15 protein-coding genes are annotated in these 18,837 nt (G+C 45.6%); 11 read left to right on the plus strand and 4 right to left on the minus strand.

Going from position 1 to position 18,837, the window contains the following annotated elements; translation table 11 throughout:
* Positions 1-189: 189 nt before the first annotated feature.
* Genes AZI85_RS02040 through AZI85_RS02050 form a run of 3 tightly spaced genes read left to right on the plus strand, consistent with a single transcriptional unit; the run spans position 190 to position 3,127 of the window.
* A complete protein-coding gene (locus AZI85_RS02040) occupies positions 190-1,059 on the plus strand; it encodes a hypothetical protein (protein ID WP_063242501.1) in 870 nt (289 codons plus the stop codon).
* 32 nt (positions 1,060-1,091) lie between these two features.
* Positions 1,092-2,126: an aminoglycoside phosphotransferase family protein gene (locus AZI85_RS02045; protein WP_253720790.1), complete on the plus strand. Its 1,035-nt coding sequence runs from the start codon at positions 1,092-1,094 to the stop codon at positions 2,124-2,126.
* On the plus strand, positions 2,123-3,127 hold the full coding sequence (locus AZI85_RS02050; RefSeq protein WP_063242503.1) for a sugar phosphate nucleotidyltransferase: 1,005 nt from the start codon (positions 2,123-2,125) through the stop codon (positions 3,125-3,127). Before AZI85_RS02045 ends, AZI85_RS02050 begins: the two co-directional genes overlap by 4 nt.
* A 56-nt stretch (positions 3,128-3,183) precedes the next feature.
* On the opposite strand, the gene AZI85_RS02055 is transcribed toward AZI85_RS02050, so the two are convergent.
* From AZI85_RS02055 to AZI85_RS02065, 3 genes are all read right to left on the minus strand, one after another.
* Positions 3,184-4,218 carry a hypothetical protein gene (locus AZI85_RS02055; RefSeq protein ID WP_063242504.1) on the minus strand — a complete coding sequence of 345 codons (1,035 nt, stop codon included), beginning with the start codon at positions 4,216-4,218 and terminating at the stop codon, positions 3,184-3,186.
* Positions 4,219-4,227: 9 nt separating this feature from the next.
* Positions 4,228-5,832, minus strand: a complete 1,605-nt coding sequence (locus AZI85_RS02060; protein ID WP_063242505.1) for a hypothetical protein — start codon at positions 5,830-5,832, stop codon at positions 4,228-4,230.
* Between the two features lie 93 nt (positions 5,833-5,925).
* Positions 5,926-8,154, minus strand: a complete 2,229-nt coding sequence (locus AZI85_RS02065) for a Tad domain-containing protein (RefSeq protein WP_063242506.1) — start codon at positions 8,152-8,154, stop codon at positions 5,926-5,928.
* 121 nt (positions 8,155-8,275) lie between these two features.
* Between AZI85_RS02065 and AZI85_RS02070 the strand changes: the two genes are divergently transcribed.
* The 8 genes from AZI85_RS02070 to AZI85_RS02105 all read left to right on the plus strand — a co-directional run bounded on the left by AZI85_RS02070 (position 8,276) and on the right by AZI85_RS02105 (position 18,575).
* Entirely contained in the window at positions 8,276-9,154 is an 879-nt protein-coding gene (locus tag AZI85_RS02070; RefSeq protein WP_063242507.1) for a hypothetical protein, read from the plus strand.
* A 3-nt stretch (positions 9,155-9,157) separates the two neighbouring features.
* Complete coding sequence (nagZ, locus tag AZI85_RS02075) at positions 9,158-10,273, plus strand: beta-N-acetylhexosaminidase (protein ID WP_063242508.1); 1,116 nt, start codon at positions 9,158-9,160, stop codon at positions 10,271-10,273.
* A 66-nt stretch (positions 10,274-10,339) separates the two neighbouring features.
* Complete coding sequence (locus AZI85_RS02080) at positions 10,340-11,332, plus strand: ligase-associated DNA damage response exonuclease (RefSeq protein WP_063242509.1); 993 nt, start codon at positions 10,340-10,342, stop codon at positions 11,330-11,332.
* Entirely contained in the window at positions 11,329-12,951 is a 1,623-nt protein-coding gene (locus tag AZI85_RS02085) for an ATP-dependent DNA ligase (RefSeq protein ID WP_063242510.1), read from the plus strand. Before AZI85_RS02080 ends, AZI85_RS02085 begins: the two co-directional genes overlap by 4 nt.
* Entirely contained in the window at positions 12,948-15,389 is a 2,442-nt protein-coding gene (locus AZI85_RS02090; RefSeq protein ID WP_063242511.1) for a ligase-associated DNA damage response DEXH box helicase, read from the plus strand. Before AZI85_RS02085 ends, AZI85_RS02090 begins: the two co-directional genes overlap by 4 nt.
* A complete protein-coding gene (gene pdeM / locus AZI85_RS02095; RefSeq protein WP_063242512.1) occupies positions 15,358-16,011 on the plus strand; it encodes a ligase-associated DNA damage response endonuclease PdeM in 654 nt (217 codons plus the stop codon). Before AZI85_RS02090 ends, pdeM begins: the two co-directional genes overlap by 32 nt.
* Positions 16,012-16,102: 91 nt before the next feature.
* Positions 16,103-17,077, plus strand: coding sequence for an SDR family oxidoreductase (locus AZI85_RS02100; protein ID WP_063242513.1), 975 nt, complete (start codon positions 16,103-16,105; stop codon positions 17,075-17,077).
* Between the two features lie 148 nt (positions 17,078-17,225).
* The gene (locus AZI85_RS02105) at positions 17,226-18,575 is read left to right on the plus strand and encodes an energy transducer TonB (protein ID WP_063242514.1); all 1,350 of its coding nucleotides are present in this window, start codon (positions 17,226-17,228) and stop codon (positions 18,573-18,575) included.
* 130 nt (positions 18,576-18,705) lie between these two features.
* On the opposite strand, the gene AZI85_RS17915 is transcribed toward AZI85_RS02105, so the two are convergent.
* The gene (locus tag AZI85_RS17915) at positions 18,706-18,834 is read right to left on the minus strand and encodes a hypothetical protein (protein WP_291516163.1); all 129 of its coding nucleotides are present in this window, start codon (positions 18,832-18,834) and stop codon (positions 18,706-18,708) included.
* Between the last annotated feature and the right edge of the window lie 3 nt (positions 18,835-18,837).

An 18,837-nucleotide genomic window follows, 5' to 3' on the forward strand; every position in this document is an offset into this window, starting at 1 on the left:
TCCCCGCACCCACCCTAAATATTTTACTGGTATGATCGAAACTTAGCGGGTTTTAAGACCTCTTTTTGCCGCCATTTTTTTAATCACCTTGATAACTTAAGCCCACGAAATTACGGGCAAATCACCTGAGCGCCAAAACTTGGCACTAGTCTTGTATTAATGGATTTTGAGTGTAAGGGGTACGTGGGTATGCAGAACTCAACATTGGATAGCTCATTCGTAAATCGATTGAAGCAAATTCTCGCCAGCCGCTATGGGAAGGGTTTACAGGTTCGTCAGTTGATGGATCTGGCAGAGCTTAGTGCGGAAGATGTGTTCACGCGGGGGCGTGATCTTCACATTCCGATTCGTGTGAACGGATCTATCTTAGGAACAGCCGTTGTTCCTTCCGCCGATGATCTCAACGCAGAAAAGCGTCAAGGGGTGGCGCAGTTAGTACGCATGGTTTTAGAACCTGCGATGTACAAGTGGTACCTCGATCAAAAAGAGTCGAATCTTTTAGAACTCAGCAAAGCCAACCTGACTTTGGATAACGTGGCTTTGTTTGGCGAAGATCCTTTGCCATCTATTGATGAGATTTTAAGTGATACCGAATTAGACCTCAACGAAGGTCTAGCTACGGAACTGATTTCTCAGCTTATCCATCTTGAAGGTCGTTCTGAAAATACAAATAAGAAAGTCGCTCTTCAACTTCACGAAATCACGGGACGCTGGGCTTTTGTTCCTTTCAACGATATCAAAGGGCAGCTGCACTCTGCGCAAGACATTGCGAAAATGGGTGCGATGACAATCTTTGTAGAGAATGTTGAGAAGCTAAATGCGGCTGAACAAGAACTCTTGATGGATTACATCGCTGAAGAGCGCTCTTCAGAAGAGCCTCTATTAATTACGAGTTCCGCAGTCACTTTGGACGAGCTGACTCGCTCTGATTTGGCCTCAGATCTTGTCGACGAACTTTCCGTGAACTGTTTTGAAGTGGACCGTGCTCCTCTGACGACTCAGGGTCTTAAGGAAGTCCTGGAACTCTTTTTTATGAAAGATTCCACGATCGACGCCTAAAAGTTTAGTTCTTGATAATCATCTGAGTGTCTGTGAGAATTTTTCTTATGGTCACTCATGATGAATACTTAGTTCCATTTCTTTCTCGCTCGCTGCAAAGCGATTCCTATAAAGTCTTCTCTTTAGCTGGAGATGCTTCCAACCGTCGTTATTACCGCGTGGTTCTGGACAATCAATCATGGGTCCTCATGCGTTGGGAACCTTTTCAGCCCGACAACTATCCGTTCTTAAGCGTCCTAAATCATTTTGCTAAAAACGGAGTTCACGTACCTCAGGTTGTTTCCATGTCCCCTGAAGAGGGATTGGTTCTTCTGGAAGATCTAGGTGATCTCACTTTGGAAAGAAAGTTCTGGGAAAGCCAGCATCAAGAAGCCTCGATGGACTTTTATCAGATGGCCGTTGATGAGATCGTAAAGATTCATCACCCAGCAACTTTGAATAAATCGGACTGCACGGCTTTTAAAATCGAATTCAATACTGAGAAGTTCTTGTGGGAAATGAACTATGGTAAGGACAACCTTATCCATGGTGTTCTGAAGTTTTCATTCAACGAAAAGCTACAAAAAGAAATCTCTGATATCTTTTTAGATGTCTGCACGCGTTTGGATAAAGAGCCTAAGCGCATTGCTCATCGCGATTATCATTCTCGCAACCTGATGATTAAGTTGGATCAAATGAGCGTGATTGATTTCCAAGACGCACGCTTGGGCCCAATTCAATATGACCTTGTCAGCCTGATGCGCGATTCTTACGTCGACATGAACGACGAAATGGCGAATAAACTTATTAATTATTACTTGGACCAATCAAAGCAATATCTGCCTAAAGATTTCTCGCGCGAACATTTTGATCGCATCTATGAGCTTCAATCGATTCAACGTTGCTTCAAAGCTTGTGGAAGTTTCGCTAGCTTCTTCCACTTGCGCCAAGACCGCCGTTACTTGAAATATCTTTCAGGAACTCTTCGTCGTGTGATGAAAGCGATCAATGAATTCCCAGAATACAAAACATTTGCGGATGTCTTAATTGATTCTGGCGCATTGGAAAGAAAGTACGAATCACTATGAATGTGATGTTGCTCGCGGCGGGCGAAGGCACTCGTCTTCGCCCCTATACCACTATTTTACCTAAGCCCGCGATTCCGTTTCTAACGATTCCCTTGGCAGCTCACTCGTTAGGTTTTCTGCGAGAAATTAGTATTGAGAAGCTCGTGGTGAATACTTATCACCTGCCAAAGAAAATCCACGAACTTTTCCACAGACTTCCACACAAAGCAAAGAGCCTGCATTTTTCTAACGAAGTCGGAGCCATTCTTGGCAGTGGTGGTGGGTTGGGTAAAGCTCGCGAGCACTTTAAAGGTGGCGGCGACTTTATTATGATGAACGCAGATGAAGTCATTCTTCCGCAAGATTCGGGCGTTCTTAATAAAGCCATTTCTTTGCACTCCCAATCGAAAGCCATCGCGACATTGATGGTGATGGATCATCCAGGAGTTGGAACCCAGTTTGGCGGCGTCTGGACAGATGCTAACAACAACGTGTTAGGTTTTGGAAAGCAACCCATTCCCGGAAGCGTGAAGGCTTGGCACTTTGTAGGTGTTCAAATTCTTTCTGAAGAAGTATTTTCGTTTATTCCATTAGAGGGTGAATCCAACATTCTTTATGATGCTTTGACCGTCGCTATTCAGAAAGGTCACATCGTCAAAGTCTTTCCGTTTCAATGCAGTTGGTTTGAAACAGGAAATCCCGGGGACTTTCTGGAAGCCAGCCGAAAATGTTTTTCTTATTTGGCAGCGACGGAAGATTCTTTTCAAAAGAAAGCGTTAAACGCAAATATTCAAGACTATGCTCCAAAACCGGTTCATGTGACTTCTGAATTTGGCGGACAAAGAGTCATTTCTGAAGGTGCAAAGATTGATATCTCTTCAAAGATTCAAGGTCTTTTCTGTATTGGAAGTGGAAGCTCCGTCGCGTCGGGTTGTCAGTTAGAAAATGTGATTGTTGGCGACGGCGTTCAAGTCAGCGCCGGAACTCAGATCGCAAATACTTTGTTACTCGAGAGTATTTAAAATAAAAAAACGGTGCTTATTCAGAGCACCGTTTTTTTATTTTTGATTTTCTTCATTTATTTTTGCAGTGCTAATTCCGCATCCGTGAAGAAAGACTCTTGGCTTTCTTTCACTTTATATCTTCGAGTCATCATCAAGAAGATACTGTCAGCAGCGACACCGATCGGTTCACCGTTATAATTTTTCTGCATACCCGCAAGACTTGATGGATCACGATCTAAAGCACCACGACCGGCACCGTCAGCGCTCGCGTAAGCTCCGCCCCCTGTGCTGTCGTCTGTTGAATCCGAAGGCCCGGAGCCAGAAACACCTCCGCCACCGCCTTCTTCAAAGCCGTTCGCTGCCGTTTTAGAACCGATTTTTAGCTTTTCCATTTTCTCTGCGGCTTTTTTCTCGATGGCACCTGCTAGTGACATCAAACCATCAATTGCGCCGGAAGGAATTCCAGCTGCTGCCATAGACTCTTTGGAAGAGAAGTCAGAGAGTTTATAGGTTTTATCTCCGATCTTCGCCGTTCCTTTTTTGGCATCGATAATGCCCATGTTTTCAAGTTTCTTAATGTTGTTTGCCGCTGCGGCAGTGTGAGGATCCTTAGCCGTTTCACCTAGATCACTCGGATCATAAGTTCCACCGCCGGTGTTTAAATCTCCAAGACCATCCGTATCAAAGCCTGTTAGACCGGCCATATTTGCAGAATTACCGTGGGACTTACCTTGCTTCATAGAAAGAAGACCCAACATCACTTCCATCACACCTTTTGCAATTAAGGCGCTACAAGGAGATGGAGAACAAGCTGTACCCGCCTGAATATCGGCAGCTCCCATTGCGATAAACATACCGCCCGTAAGGAAAGACATGGCCTTACCATCGCTGTTTGAATCCTTGGTCTGGTCGGCAGAATTATTTACGGAAGGCTGTCCACCACCCGTTGTTTCAATACCGTTTGAAGCACCAGAGGTAGTTTTAGTTCCGGTACCTGGTCCCTTTTGCGTTGCCGCAGAGGGAGTTACAGTTGCCGCACCACCGAAGGCAAAATTCGACGAGAGCCCGACACTTAATGCACAGATGTATTTTAAGAATGTTTGAGTCATTCGTGCCCCCTAGTTATTTAACAGAGTGTTTTTATTATCGCGGTAGCGCTCTTTGACTTTTTCCCAGTTGGATTTACCACCCTGGCCAGTCACTTCGTTTTTCCAAGCTTGCTGTTGCCCTGCAACACCTTTGCTTGGATCTTTCGCTCCACCTGGAAGGTAGGCGCGATATTTATCTCCGCCGCCACCACCGAAGCTGCCGAAGCCACCGCCTCCGCCGCCACCACCAGTGCCGCCAAGAATATTTGCATCAAGACCTTTTGCTGCCGCCTCAGAAGGTTTATCGCCGCTGGCACTGATACCACCGCCGCCACCTAAACCTGCGCCACCGCCTGAAGGTGCGCCAGGCATACCACCACTGTCACCGCCGCTACCGCTTGCTCCACCTGTTGGTGAATCAAGACCTGGAATGCTTCCGCCGCCAAGACCGGCAACACTGCGGTCACCTGAGATATTTGATTTATCAGTCGAACCTGTTCCTACGCCACCCGCGACAGAACTTTCACCTGGCTTTTCGTAGTTGTTAGAACAACCCGGAGTTCTGGGATTTGCCAAACAAATACACTCTGGCAAATTTGCATTGGCAGCGACTTTACATTTTTCTTCAGTGGATGCTGTTGTGGTTGGAGTTGTACTACCACTTGTATCTTCGTCACACTTCTGACCTTGCTTCATTGAATTTGCAAGAGACATAATACCCGCTCCTGCTGAAGCTAAAAGCTGAGCGTACTTGCCAGTGCAAAGACTGACCTTTCCAGAGATCGAGCGTTTGTCACCCTTCTCTTGCTCTTGTTTCACATATTGCATGATATTTTTTAGGTCATTGTGATAAGAGGCTTTATACGATTCACATAATTGAGTTTGTCCAGGATTAGGGTTGGGAGCACACTGCGCACTTTTTTCTGCAGCCGCCGCATACTTTTGCATATCCTCTAAGCCTGAACGGGCTTTTACACACGAAACGCCGCAACCCGCTTTCATTACACCACAAGCAGATGTATAAGCAGTCAAACCCGCTTTTGCGATATCCATGGCTTTAGCAAAACCACTACAAGCATCGTTAACTGCCATCCCACCTAAAGTTGAAAGCAGAATGTTAATATTAGATGCGGTAGATGCAAGATCAGGACTGTACTCTTCAAGGCATACAGTTGAAGCACGAGAGTGATTGTTTAAACAGGATTGTCTCCATCCCGTGTACTGCTCAAAACCCTTTTTAATTTGCTCATATTGATCATTAACGAGGCCGCCCTGCTTGTAACCCTGAATATTGGCATTCAGGTTCTCCATCATACTTTTCATCTGGTTGCAGGTTTCTTTTTTGCCTTTACCGGCTAAGTCTTTATCTGGAGTTGAACCTGTAACACCACCTGAGGTGACCCCGGATCCAGCCGGTGCCGCATTTGCTTTATCATCATCGGTGTCAGCGCAAGGGTCACCGCCGCCACCACCTGCACTTGCTTCAGCAGGCTTAGCTGCTGCTGCTTCATTTTTTGCAAAAGTCGGGTGACCTGCAACTACGCCTGGAGCATCCCAAAGCTCTGCTGCAAAAGAATGAGGAGTATAGAGACTCATCGAGCCCAATAATATATAGGTGATAAATAGACTTTTCATGAGATTCCCCTATGTCTCACTTTTCGGACAAAGGTCTACCGTTCTTGAGTATTTTCTTGGCGTATCAGAATGAGACGCTCTAGCTAAATTTATTTAGAATTCGTCGTCGCCAGGAGGCGGATTTAACAAGGGTCCTGCACCTGCGGCTTCACCGCCCAGCTTTAGATCTGCTGAACGCAAATAGTCTGAAGAGACCATTTTAACGGCGTATCCCGTCGTCCCACCAATAATACAGTTGCCCGGAGTGGGTGGATTCGGAGAATTATTATCAGCACCTTTAGGAAGATCCGTGCACTTTCCGAACTTATTTGTATCCAACGAGTAATTATTCAACCCTACAGGAGCCCACGAAGTCAGAACATGCTTCCAATCACTGAGCGTAAATGTGAATTGATCTTTCACTAGGCCCCTAGTGTTCACGAGGTCTCCGGGGTCATTGATAACCTGAAACTGATCCTTAACACTAAACTTCTCATAGTCGTAGGAGCCCTGCTTGTATCCTCTGCGATATCCAAGATCGGGTCGCAAATCTTGGCTACTGCTGAAAGCAGTTCCTGGGCCTGCGAAGAAACCATTTTTTAAACGGAGATAATAGTTATGATAAAAATCCGGCTCTATCGAATAGTAAGCGGTATCAAAAGTGTCTGGAAGAATCGCGGCCATTTCCAAAATTCTCATCGGTGACGGACGGTTCGCGACTCTATCAAAGGCCATCACGTCACCAGATCCGCCTCTATTGATAAAATCAAATGGAAGATCATCCCAGTGAGCAAAGTTAGGAGCGTCCACACCGTCATAAACAGAGTTACCACTCGAATCGTCACTCGGAGCCGTACCGTTTCTCCAGCCTGAATCCAATTCGTAGATGGCTTTACCATAATGACCAAGCATTTTATAAGTTTTAAGGCCAAACTTATCGCCCACAAAACGACTGAAGTTCGCTGCACGAGTTTCAACACCTTCAGAACTTTCACTGATAGTTGAAAGAGCCGCCGTGTCTGTCACACGAGGAGCCATATTCGGGTCCGTTTTATCGTTAGGATTTCCCTCTGACCAACGTGAACCCCGATTCCAATTTTTGTAATACCACGGACCGACTCGGCCCCCGAACGGTTTATAGAAAGCGCGCGCTTTTAGCGTGATAGCACCTAAAGGAGAAAAAGGAATTTTAGGCTGAGTCGTCGCCGACACGCCTGTATAGGCCATACACCAAGGGTTCTTTTCAACACCGATTGAAAAGTTGAAATTGTCATTCAGGTCAGTACGATACCCGATCCACTCTGCCATCTTATCAATAGAGCCACTCATCTCGGTGTTTCCTTTGTGGTGGGGGAAACTATACGGATTGTTAGAATGCTCTTTAGCTACGATTTTAATTTCGTTATTCACACCACAAATGGTGTCGATGTATCGAAAGCCGGGATAAATGCGAATAGGCGTTAACCACTTCGCGGGTGCTCCATCTGCTAAGCCTTCGGCATTGCACTCGCCGGAGCCTAAAGAGTTGAACATATCCATACGGACTGTAGAACGATTCGCCGCCGTCAAATTATTTGCCAACGTTTTTTCAACACCCGTCTTTACGCTTTGTCCATCAATATCATAGAAGTCCGACTTCGTCCCACTTGTCGCTCTAGAAAGATGCTTGATAGCTTCCATACGGTTGTTCTGATCCAGATTGTAACCGACCACGAACTTCGCCAGCATCAAATAGTTATAGGAACCAAAGTACATGCAACGTTGAATCGCATTATTTTTTAAGACGTTACTGGCATTGTTAATCTGTCGCGAGAAAGCTTGGTGGCCCGCGATAACGCCAGGAGCGTCCCACAGGCGAGTCGATCTCATCGAAGCCATGTTACGGCAAGTATTCTCTCCCGGTGGCATCGGCTTAAACGGAATATAGGTAATACAAAATGGTGGTGCTATTTGATAATCACGAGCGATCGGATTCGTCGTATTGACAATATCATCAAGCATTCCCGATTTTAGCTGTCGAGTTGTTTTATCGTAGGGATGCTGATACCACTCCCCCGCACTGCCCAGCATACGATAGCGCCAAGCTAGAAGTTTCCAGCTTTGACGAATCTGATAATTCATGTGCGCTATCGAGTTCATGTTCTCTGCTTGTTTTGAAGCTGCGTAGTAGGCAGCAAGATCCACAGAGTTTTGCAGATTGATTTTGTGATGAACTAAAAGGCCCACGTTGATGACCATCGCGAAGAATAAAAACAGAATTTGAAAGATCAACGCGACGAAAAGTGCGACCTGACCTTTGCGGTTTTTTAAATTCTGATTAAAAGTGCTTCGTCTGTTCAACATTGTGTTTAAACATTGTCTCTTAGTCGGCGTCTCGAAGCAATAACTCGACCTCTAAAACTTTGACTTGTTCTATAGTGAGATGACAGACTTTTGGACATAGTTCTATGGAGGGAACTCGACGATGGTCCGATCCATTCTCCTTGCCGTTGCGGTGTCCGTTTTTTCTTTAGCGGCACGAGCAGAAATTCTGTTTGAAGGTTACTCGAAAATTCTTTCGAACGATCAGCATATTGGGTATGTGATCAGCCGTTACGAGTTCGACGCTAAAAAGAAGCACTTTATTTCTACCTATTTCCTGAAAACAGGAAAAGGACCGACAGAAGTCACTGAAAGTTTGAAGGCCGTAGCGGACTCCGAACTAGCACCTATTTCTTACGAGTACACAAATCTTGCCGGCAAAGAAAGTAAGACTATTGATGCCAAGTTCAAGAACGGCACGATGAGCGGAGTCATCCTTTCCGGAGGAAAAACCCAGCGAATTGAAAAGAAAATTCCCAAAGGAACCTTTCTTTCCACTTTCCTGGTCTATTTGATGTTAAAAAGTAAAGAAGGTCTTCGTTCGGAAACCAACTATGAGTACCAAGCCATTGCCGAAGAGGACGCCGCGATCACTAAAGGACAAGCTTTGGTTGGCAAAGAAGAAACTTTTAATGGATTTAAAGTATTTAAAATCCTGAACACGTTTAAGGACATGAAGTTTCTAAGCTATGTGAATGACCGTGGAGAAGTTCTGGGAACAAACGCTATGGGACAAGGGATCACTACAGAGTTAGTTGCGAATCCTTCTGAGGCCACAGCAAATCTTCCTTACAGCGCCACATTATTAAAAACTTTGTTTGGCAATGTACCGGTGGGTCAGGCTAATGTTGTTTATAGATCCTTGAAGCTCAAAGAGGCTGAAGCCAACGCGCCAGCTCCTTCCAAACAAATGGGTGTTCCTCAGGGACAAGGAATTATTATTAAGGCTCAGCCCGAGAAAGCGGAAAATAAAGGAAACTAGTTCATGAGCAGCATCAGTCATATCATTGGTCAGCACTTTTTTATTGGAATCTCCGGACATGCTCTGACTGCAGAAGAAAAAAAGTTTATCGTCGAGAACAATATTGGTGGCGTGTGCCTTTTCGGGCGAAACGTAGCAGAACCAAAACAAGTTCGTGAACTCTGTGCCGAGATTCAATCTTTGCGTCACCAGCAAGCCGAAAAAGCACCGTTATTCATCGGCATTGATATGGAAGGTGGACGCGTTCACCGTCTGAAGTCACCTTTCACAGTTTGGCCTCCCCTTCGTAAGCTAGGTGATCTTGATGCGCCCACCGTTTCTTTTCATTTCGCCAACCGCATGGGTCAAGAAATGAAGGCCGTCGGCATTAATTTAGACTTCGCCCCGTGTGTAGATATCTTCACAAACCAAGCAAACACCGTCATCGGAGACCGCTCTATCAGCAGTGATCCTGAGCTCGTGGCAAAACATGCTTCCGCTTTGGTGCGTGGCTATATCAAATCTGAGATTATCACTTGCGCAAAACATTTCCCAGGTCATGGCAACACGATCGTGGACAGCCATGAAGATCTCCCGGTAGAAAATTTAGACCTAGAAAGATTAGAGGCTTGCGAACTTATTCCATTCAGAAAAAGCTTCAAAGCCCGCGTCGACATGGTGATGACTTCGCATATTAAGTTCCCAAAAATTGATCCAGATTGGCCCGTGACTTTGTCTGAAACTTTCATTCAAAAAATCATTCGTGATGAGTGCCGATATAGAGGTTTGATCATCACTGATGACTTAGGCATGAAGGCCATGACGAAGCACTATGGAATCACTGAGGTTCCAGTGCGTGCTTTACAAGCTGGTGTCGACTTACTTCTTTATTGCAATGACCCAGAAGTTCCTCCTCAAGCTTACGAAGCCGTGCTAGAAGCGACAGCTCAAGGTTCTTTATCTAAGGAACGTCTTGAGGATAGTTATCGTCGTATTATGGATTTGAAAAAAACCAAAATCCCAAATCCAGAACCTTTGCCACTTAACGAAGTGGTGAACATCGTAGGACACCCAGACCATCTTAAAATTGCAAAAGCGATCGCAAATGGCCAGGTTCCTGACGGACTTCTTCCTGAATAAATACTGCTGCTAAAACACAGGCGTCCTTCCTTAGGACGTTTTCTTTGACGATGTTACGCTTAATGAATGGATCTTATTCGCGTAACACCCGAAGGACTTTATTGTGATTTAGGCGAGTTCTATATAGACCCCTGGCGCCCTGTGCGCCATGCACTGATTACGCATGCACATTCCGATCATGCTCGCTGGGGCTCAAAGATCTATTACGCTCCGGAACGAGGCCTCGCTTTACTCAAATCCAGATTGGGTGAAGGTCTGCACGTCGCTGGAAAAAAATGGGGAGAAAAGTTTCGCATGGGCTCTGTCTGGGTGAGCTTCCATCCGGCGGGACACATCTTAGGCTCTGCTCAAGTGCGCATAGAATACAAAGATCATGTTTGGGTCGCTTCCGGGGATTATAAACGAACACCTGATCCCTCTTGCGATGCTTTCGAAGTACAACAATGTGACACTTTTATTTCTGAAGCCACTTTCGCCTTACCCGTTTATAAATGGGATCAAGGAGAAGTCACCGCAAAGAAAATCTATAACTGGTGGCAAGCGGATCTAGATCGTCCGACACTGATTTTTTGTTATGCCTTAGGAAAGGCGCAAAGAATTCTGGCGGAACTTAAAAGATTCACCGATCAACCCGTCTATCTTCACGGTGCGGTGGAAGGTCTGACTCAGATTTATCGGGATGCCGGAATCGATATGCTGCCGACACTTTCGGTTATGTCTAAAGAAAAAGGATATAACTTCAAAGGGGATCTTATCATTGCGCCGCCCTCGGCACATCGTTCACCTTGGATGAAAAGATTTAAAGAACCACAAACCGCATTCCTGTCTGGATGGATGCAAGTGCGTGGAACGCGCAGAAGAAAAGGGTACGAAAAAGGTTTTGCGCTTTCTGATCACGCTGACTGGAATGAACTCAATCAAACAATTGAAGAAACCGGAGCATCAGATATCTTCCTAACTCATGGAAGAACCGACGTCCTTGCACGCTACCTAGAAGAAAAAGGTAAGAGCGTTCGCTTCTTCGAAACACAATTCACCGCCGAAGAGGAGGCTTCATGAAAGCTTTCGCGCAACTTTACGATGAATTGGACTCAACGACTTCGACGAACGAAAAAGTTTCTGCTCTTAAAAAATATTTCGAAAAGGCCAAAGCGGATGATGCGATGTGGGCCATTCTGGTTCTTACCGGAAAAATTTCAAAACGTGTTCTGACTTCGCGAGATTTAAGAAATCTTTTTCTACAAGCCACGCGGTACCCTGAATGGCTTTATGATGAAAGTTACCATCACGTGGGGGATACTGCCGAAACATTAAGTTTGTTGGCTCATTCGCTCAACCTGTGCAGAGAAGAATCGTCTTCAAAGGAAAAATCCTTAACCAAGTGGCTAGAAAAAGAAATTCCGAATTTAGCGGCACTCAAAGACGATCCGGCGCAAACAGAAAAACTGCTGGAATGGTGGCAAGATCTAACCTACCAAGAAGTTTTCATTCTAAATAAACTTATCACTGGCGCTTTTCGAGTCGGTGTCAGTGACAAGCTTGTGATCCGTTCCATAGCCGAAGTATATTCCCTACCTACGGATCAAGTAGCGCATCGACTGACCGGTGATATAAAACCGGGAAAGGACACGTTTGCGCAGTTGATTTCTGCAGAACCCACCGAATTAAACTTTTCTCAACCTTATCCGTTTTGTTTGGCGCACGCATGGAGTGATCGAAGTGAGAGCTCATACAATGCTGAAGATTGGTGTTTAGAATGGAAATATGATGGCATCCGCGCTCAAGTCATTCGTCGCGAAGACAAATTGTGGATCTGGTCGCGAGGTGAAGAGCAAATCACCCACACTTTTCCCGACGTCGCCTTGGAACTACAAAAGCTTGAGCCAGGAACAGTTCTTGATGGAGAAATACTTGTCTTTGCCGAAGGGCGCATCATGCCTTTTCAGGATTTACAAAAAAGACTGGGACGAAAAAAAGTCAGTCCTACTTTGTTGAAAGAAAAACCAGCTGGTTACATCGTTTATGACTGCCTTGAATATGAGGGCGTGGATCTTAGGAATCGCCCCCTAAAAGAAAGAAAAGAATTCATAAAAAAAGCCTTGGCCAAAATCAATCATCCGAATATTCGCATATCTTCCGTACTGCACGCAGAAGACGTATCGGCCTTAGATCAGCTGCGCGCCAATGCCCGAGAAAACGATGCTGAAGGTTTGATGATTAAGCATTGGAACGGCTCTTACACTGTAGGAAGAAAAACAGGAAACTGGTGGAAGTACAAAGTGGATCCTTTGACTTTGGATGCAGTCTTGCTTTACGCCCAAGCAGGAACAGGCCGCAGATCCAATCTTTACACGGACTATACTTTCGCACTTTGGAATGAACAACATGAACTCACTCCCTTCGCCAAAGCATACTCTGGATTAGATCAAACCGAGATTGATGAATTGGATAACTGGATTCGTCGACATACCGTTGAAAAATTCGGGCCCGTACGATCTGTCCAACCGTTTCATGTTTTTGAGATTGCTTTCGAAGGAATATCCGAATCCACTCGGCATAAATCTGGTTTAGCGGTGCGCTTTCCGCGTATCTTAAGATGGCGTAAAGATAAAAAGCCAGATGATGCCGACACACTAAAAACAGCGCGAGAACTTTTAGATGCGGCAGGAAGATCATGAAGGAACTAAAACCCATCAATGATTTTTTTAAAAACCGCAAATGGAAGCCTTTTCCCTTTCAGGTGCAAGCCTGGGAAGCCTTCTTAAAAGGGGAATCGGGACTTTTGCACATTCCTACAGGTTCCGGAAAAACTTACGCCGCCACCATGGGGCCCTTCGCAAAATTTTTAAACAAACCGCGCAAAGGTTTAAAGGCACTCTATATCACACCGCTTCGCGCTCTCACTCGCGATTTAGAACTTGCGCTATTAGAACCCATTCAACAAGAGCAATGGCCCTTGAAAATTGCTTCACGAACCGGGGACACCTCCCTCTCTTTAAAGAAAAAACAATTGCGAGATCCTTCGGATTTAATGCTGACCACACCCGAATCCCTGGCGGTACTTATTTCTCAGCTGGATGCCGAAGAAATTCTGAAGAACGTCGAAGTCGTCATCCTGGATGAGTGGCATGAACTAATGTCCAGCAAACGTGGAAGTCTTATTGAACTCTCACTTTCATATCTAAGAAGTCTGAACCCAGAAGTTCAGACGTGGGCCATGTCGGCTTCAATTTCCAATCTTAGTGAAGCGGCCCAAGTTGCCGTCGGCCGCGGACAAGAGCCCGTCATCATTTCTGGAGGCTCTGATCGCAACTTAGATTTAGATACGCTTTTGCCTAAAAAAATCGACCGCTTTCCGTGGGCAGGGCACTTGGGTTTAAGTTTGAAAGAATCTCTTTTAGAGGAGCTTGATCCCGATGTTTCGACTCTGATTTTTACAAACACTCGCTCACAAGCGGAAAAGTGGTTTGAAACAATTCTTTCCATGAAACCCGAAATGGAGCCTTTAATGGCTTTGCACCACAGCTCTTTAGAAAGAGAAGAGCGCGAGGCCGTTGAAGAAGGCATTAAAGAAGGAATTTTAAAGTGGGTGATCTGTACTTCGTCCTTAGACCTGGGCGTCGACTTCCAACCCGTTGAACGCGTCGTACAGATCGGAAGTCCCAAGATGGTCGCTCGCATGATTCAAAGAGCGGGTCGCTCTGCACACCGGCCCGGGGGAAAAAGTCGACTTCTTTTTGTTCCTACGAACTCTTGGGAAATTCTTGAATTAGAAGCGGTAAAAAAAGCCCTGAAAGACAAGCGCATTGAACCAAGAAGGCCTTTAAAGAAACCAATCGACGTTTTGTTGCAACATATGATGACTCTGGCATGCGGACCCGGACTTAGACTAGATGAACTCTGGCTGTCATTGAAAGAAACCTATTCTTTCTCGGACATCACACCTGAGGAACTCAACTGGTGTCGCCAGTTTCTTACGAAAGGCGGCGAAACACTTCAGTCCTATCAGCAGTTTCATAAACTTGTTTACGAGGAAGAGACCGGCAAATACCGGCCCGCAAATTCTCGCGTCGCAAGCCACCACCGAATGAGTATTGGAACTATTGTCTCTAGAGAGTCCGTAAGAGTCTCATACACCAATAGATCGCGCATCGGATCTGTCGAGGAAAATTTTATTTCTAAACTCAAAAAAGGCGACGTCTTTCAGTTTGCCGGCAAAAAACTCGAGTTCGTCTTACTGAAAGACATGACGGCGTATGTGAAAGCCAGTAAGGCGACAACAAATGTCATTCCTTCTTGGGATGGAGGACGCTTTCCAATTTCAGAAACTTTGGGCCAAGCTCTTCGCGAAGTTTTAACGATGAAGCATCCCGGTTTAGATCGCTTATTACAACCCTTGTTAGGAACACAAAAAGATCTATCGATTCTTCCAGACGCAGATACCTTTCTAATTGAACATTGGCATTCAAAAGAAGGGGAACATCTTTTCGTTTATCCTTTCGAAGGAAAATCCGTACATGAAGGTCTGGCGCAACTTTGGGGATATAGATTCGCGCAAAGAAAACCCACGACGTTTTCTTTTTCAGTGAACGACTATGGATTTGAAATTGTCGGCCCTGTTGATTATGGATTCCAAGATCTATTCGATGATGATTTTTATAGTGAAGATCAACTCATCGAAGAAATTGGCCAGTCTCTTCAGATTGGACAGTTGTCTCAGCGACAATTTCGAGAAATCGCGCAAATCGCAGGTCTTGTCTTTACGGGATTTCCGGGCTCTCCAAAAACAGGAAGACAGCTTCAGATCAGCTCGTCCCTTCTGTATGAAGTATTTAAAAAACACGAGCCGAACAATCTTCTTATTAAGCAAAGCCTGGACGAAGTACTTTCAAATTCGTTAGAAAGCAGCCGGATTAAGAAAACTTTGCGGCGACTACAATCGATGAAAACAGTATGGGTGCGCTTAGAGTCTCCGTCACCTCTCGCATTTCCGTTGATTGTGGAAAATCTGGCAATCGGAAAGTTATCGAACGAAAGTCTTGAAGCAAAAATTGCGCGACTAAAAAAATCCTGGGAAAAGAAAAATGAAGATTCAACTCACGAACGAAGAAATTGAGCTTCTTCCAGAGAAAGCGTTTCACTGGCACAAAGAAAGACTTTTAGGACTTTCAGATATCCACATTGGTAAAGCCGAAAGTTACCAGCACGCGGGCGTACCTTTACCATCCGGTGCCCACCGTGAAGACTTAGAAAAAATGACTTTCTTGATTGAAAAACATCGCATTGAAAAAGTCGTTATTCTGGGTGATTGGATTCACACTCAACACAGTATTAGCGAACTTGTTTTTAGAGATCTTCACAGATTTTTCCACAGGCACAGCCATGTGCATTGGACACTGCTTCTTGGTAATCACGAAGGAAATGCCTTTGAGCTTTTAAAAGAGTTCCCCTTCCACATAGTGAGTGAGGATTTGGAATATCCACCCTTTCTTTTTACGCACGGGCATAAATATCGAAGCTCTGCCTTCTTTCAAATTCAAGGGCACACTCACCCGCTTGTCTCGATTCATGAAGGTCCTTTACGAATGAAACTTCCCTGCTTTCACCTTGAAAAAGAGTGTCTGACTATTCCTGCCTTCGGTAGCCTTACTGGAGGCTACGTCATTCGTCCTAAAAAGTCAGACCGCATTTTTGCTGTTGCCGAAAATGAAATTTTTGAAGTACGGACGAGACCTTAGAAAGAGTCAGCATTGCTTGTAGGCAAGGAAATGCATCTTCTCCGCCACACCTTTATTAAAGGAGTAGTCTTTGAAGCTGAGGGGGTGCTTCATGAAACTCAAAGATTTCAAACCAAAACCACTCAACCAACAGACCATCGTTATTACGGGTGCGACGAGCGGTATCGGTCTTGCGACTGCCGAAATGGCTGCTAAACGCGGCGCTCGTGTCGCCCTTTCATCACGCAACACAGATGATCTAGAGAAAATCTGTCGTCGACTGCAAGAACAGGGTTACAACGTTATCGGAGTTAAGGCCGACGTTCGCAGAATCGAAGAATTAAAAGAACTGTGTGAACAAACGAAGATGGCCTTCGGTTCAATCGACACATGGATTAACAATGCAGGTGGATCTATCTACGGACCTCTTTTAGAAATCCCGGAACGAGAAGAGCGAGAACTCTTTGAGATGAATTTCTGGGGTGTTCGTCACGGCTGTCACGTCGCGGTTGAAGCCCTCAAGGAAAATGGTGGCGTGCTTATCAATCTTGGCAGCGAAGTTTCCCTAAGATCTATTCCCCTTCAAGGTATGTATTCCGCAAGTAAACATGCGGTGAAAGCTTATACCGATGCTTTACGGATGGAATTAGAGCACGATGAAATTCCGATTCAAGTTTGCTTGGTACGACCAACGGCAATTGATACCCCATTCCCCGATCATGCAATAAATCATTTGAAATCCGGCGAGCCTTCATTGCCCGATCCTGTTTATCATCCCGATTATGCAGCAGAAGCTATTTTGAAATGCTGTGAAAAGCCTGAGCGAGATGTGTGGGTCGGAGCTCCATCTAAGATCCGAGCCATCATGGAATTTATGGCTCCCGAAATGGCCGATAAGATGATGGAAAAATCTGCATTCAAAGATCAATCCCAAGGAACCTCTGTTCCGCACAGTGCAGAGAACGAAGGTCTTTTTGCAGCTCCCGTGCAAGAGGGGGAAATTCAAGGACACCATAAAAAGAAAATCAAAGCGACTGACGAGATGAAGAAACCCCATATCTCGGATCCTCGCCCCTCGCACCACTGATCCTAATTTGGGCCCTCTCTACGAGGGCCTGACAATCGCCCGTACAGCCCTGAAAAATATTCCTGCTGGGACCTCTCCAGGTGGCACTGGATAGTTCTGAGGTGGCCTGGGAATTGATAGTGCACTCCTTGATAGGACAGGAGTTTTTATGGGTTTTAACTTTGATAATGATAAGTCAAAAAAGGCTGATGATCAGCTAAGTCTCTTTGACTTTCAAATGCCGAAGGCGGACTTCGCAAATGAAACTCCGAAAACATCTCGCAGCGAAAATACGGCTGTCGACTTCGACATGTGGATGCTCGCACATAAAGAGCCTGAAGTTAGCAAAACACCGAAGTTCGTGACTTTGTCTGCGGCCGTTCACGCCGCTGCGATCTTAGCCATCGCCGTGATGACAGTACCACTTGTTGAAACCGCAAAAACAGAAACCATCACAATTGAAATTGAAGACGTTCCAACTCCGGTGATGAAAGCTCCTCGTGGGGCGCGTGTTCCTCCTACTCAAGGCGGAACTCCAGTTCATCAAGACACTCCCCGTGTTGAAAAAATGGAAGAGGCTGGAAGCCCCGGTGATATCGTCGTTGCAAAACCGGCAGCTCCCGCTAAAGCAAAAGCAGCCGCAAAATCCGTTGCTAAATCTTTACCCGCAAAAGCTCCAAAAGCGGCTCGCAGCATCGCACCTAAGACAACCTTCAAAGCTGTCCCAATGACAATCGATGATATTGAAGCTCCGGAGCTAGATCAGGGTGAATTATCAAAAGCCGCTGTCGCTTCAAACCTTAACGAAGACTTCAACGAAGATTTCGAAAACATCGACCGTTCGCAAAGATCTGCAATCGAAGGCGAAAAGCGTTCTATGGAAGCTATGGCGGCGGCACTGGCAGCAGAGCAGGATGAAGACCTTAACGCTTTAGCGGATGCAAATCAGGAAGAGGCCGATCGTTTGGCGGCAGCTCAAAATTCTTTGCGTGAACGAAATGCAAAATCGATCGCTTCGGCTTTGGCAGCTGAAAGAGCGGCAGCAGCAGCGGCCGCTGCCAAACAAGCCGCAGCTCGCGAAGCAGCCGCAAAAAAAGGTGGACTTGGTGGTAATGGCAACGGCCTTGGAATGAAAGATGGCGAAGGTGCTGGGAACTCGGGTTCAAAAGGACCGGGCACACAGCTTTCAGGAATGCCATCGGGTGTTCGTAGTCTTGATCAACTTCGTCAAATGCCAGGCAACCCAAGACCTCAATACGATCGTGAAGAACGTCGTCGCGGTGACCAAGGCGAAATTGCTTTCGTCGCTTATATCAATAAGCAAGGTTACGTTTCCCAATTCAAAATGTTGAAATCGACAGGATTTAGAAACCTAGATTCGAAAACCTTAGCGGCATTGAAAAAATGGCGCTTTTATCCGGGCCAAGAAGGTTGGGTTGAGCTTCCATTCCGCTGGGACCTTAAAGGCGGAGTTCAGGAAGACGGTGGTCTGCTTCGTCGAAGCGTAAGCCGCAGATAAGATTTGATCTTAGAACGAAAAAAAGGGCCTTGAAAGGGCCCTTTTTCTTTTTCCGCAGTCGACAGAAAAACGAAAAGCCCTTTGGAGTTCCCGCAGGGCTTAAATCTAACTACTTGAAATAACTAAGCAACTAGTCTTTGAAAAGAGCTTTAGCTGATTTTGTCGTACCTTTAGTGCGAACAGAAGCTTTACGCTTTTTGCCGCTTGTCGTTTTTTTCTTTTCGCGAATGTACTCAGTACGTTTTGTTTTAGAAGCCATGGT

Source organism: Bdellovibrio bacteriovorus (assembly GCF_001592755.1).
Lineage (GTDB): Bacteria > Bdellovibrionota > Bdellovibrionia > Bdellovibrionales > Bdellovibrionaceae > Bdellovibrio > Bdellovibrio bacteriovorus_E.

Excerpts from the sequence above, each read along its gene's own strand:
- AZI85_RS02070 (WP_063242507.1), top strand. The coding sequence starts at position 8,276 with ATGGTCCGATCCATTCTCCTTGCCGTTGCGGTGTCCGTTTTTTCTTTA.
- AZI85_RS02065 (WP_063242506.1), bottom strand. The coding sequence starts at position 8,154 with ATGTTGAACAGACGAAGCACTTTTAATCAGAATTTAAAAAACCGCAAA.
- AZI85_RS02050 (WP_063242503.1), top strand. The coding sequence starts at position 2,123 with ATGAATGTGATGTTGCTCGCGGCGGGCGAAGGCACTCGTCTTCGCCCC.
- AZI85_RS02040 (WP_063242501.1), top strand. The coding sequence starts at position 190 with ATGCAGAACTCAACATTGGATAGCTCATTCGTAAATCGATTGAAGCAA.
- AZI85_RS02080 (WP_063242509.1), top strand. The coding sequence starts at position 10,340 with ATGGATCTTATTCGCGTAACACCCGAAGGACTTTATTGTGATTTAGGC.
- AZI85_RS02085 (WP_063242510.1), top strand. The coding sequence starts at position 11,329 with ATGAAAGCTTTCGCGCAACTTTACGATGAATTGGACTCAACGACTTCG.
- AZI85_RS02100 (WP_063242513.1), top strand. The coding sequence starts at position 16,103 with ATGAAACTCAAAGATTTCAAACCAAAACCACTCAACCAACAGACCATC.
- AZI85_RS02060 (WP_063242505.1), bottom strand. The coding sequence starts at position 5,832 with ATGAAAAGTCTATTTATCACCTATATATTATTGGGCTCGATGAGTCTC.
- AZI85_RS17915 (WP_291516163.1), bottom strand. The coding sequence starts at position 18,834 with ATGGCTTCTAAAACAAAACGTACTGAGTACATTCGCGAAAAGAAAAAA.
- nagZ (WP_063242508.1), top strand. The coding sequence starts at position 9,158 with ATGAGCAGCATCAGTCATATCATTGGTCAGCACTTTTTTATTGGAATC.
- pdeM (WP_063242512.1), top strand. The coding sequence starts at position 15,358 with ATGAAGATTCAACTCACGAACGAAGAAATTGAGCTTCTTCCAGAGAAA.
- AZI85_RS02055 (WP_063242504.1), bottom strand. The coding sequence starts at position 4,218 with ATGACTCAAACATTCTTAAAATACATCTGTGCATTAAGTGTCGGGCTC.
- AZI85_RS02105 (WP_063242514.1), top strand. The coding sequence starts at position 17,226 with ATGGGTTTTAACTTTGATAATGATAAGTCAAAAAAGGCTGATGATCAG.
- AZI85_RS02090 (WP_063242511.1), top strand. The coding sequence starts at position 12,948 with ATGAAGGAACTAAAACCCATCAATGATTTTTTTAAAAACCGCAAATGG.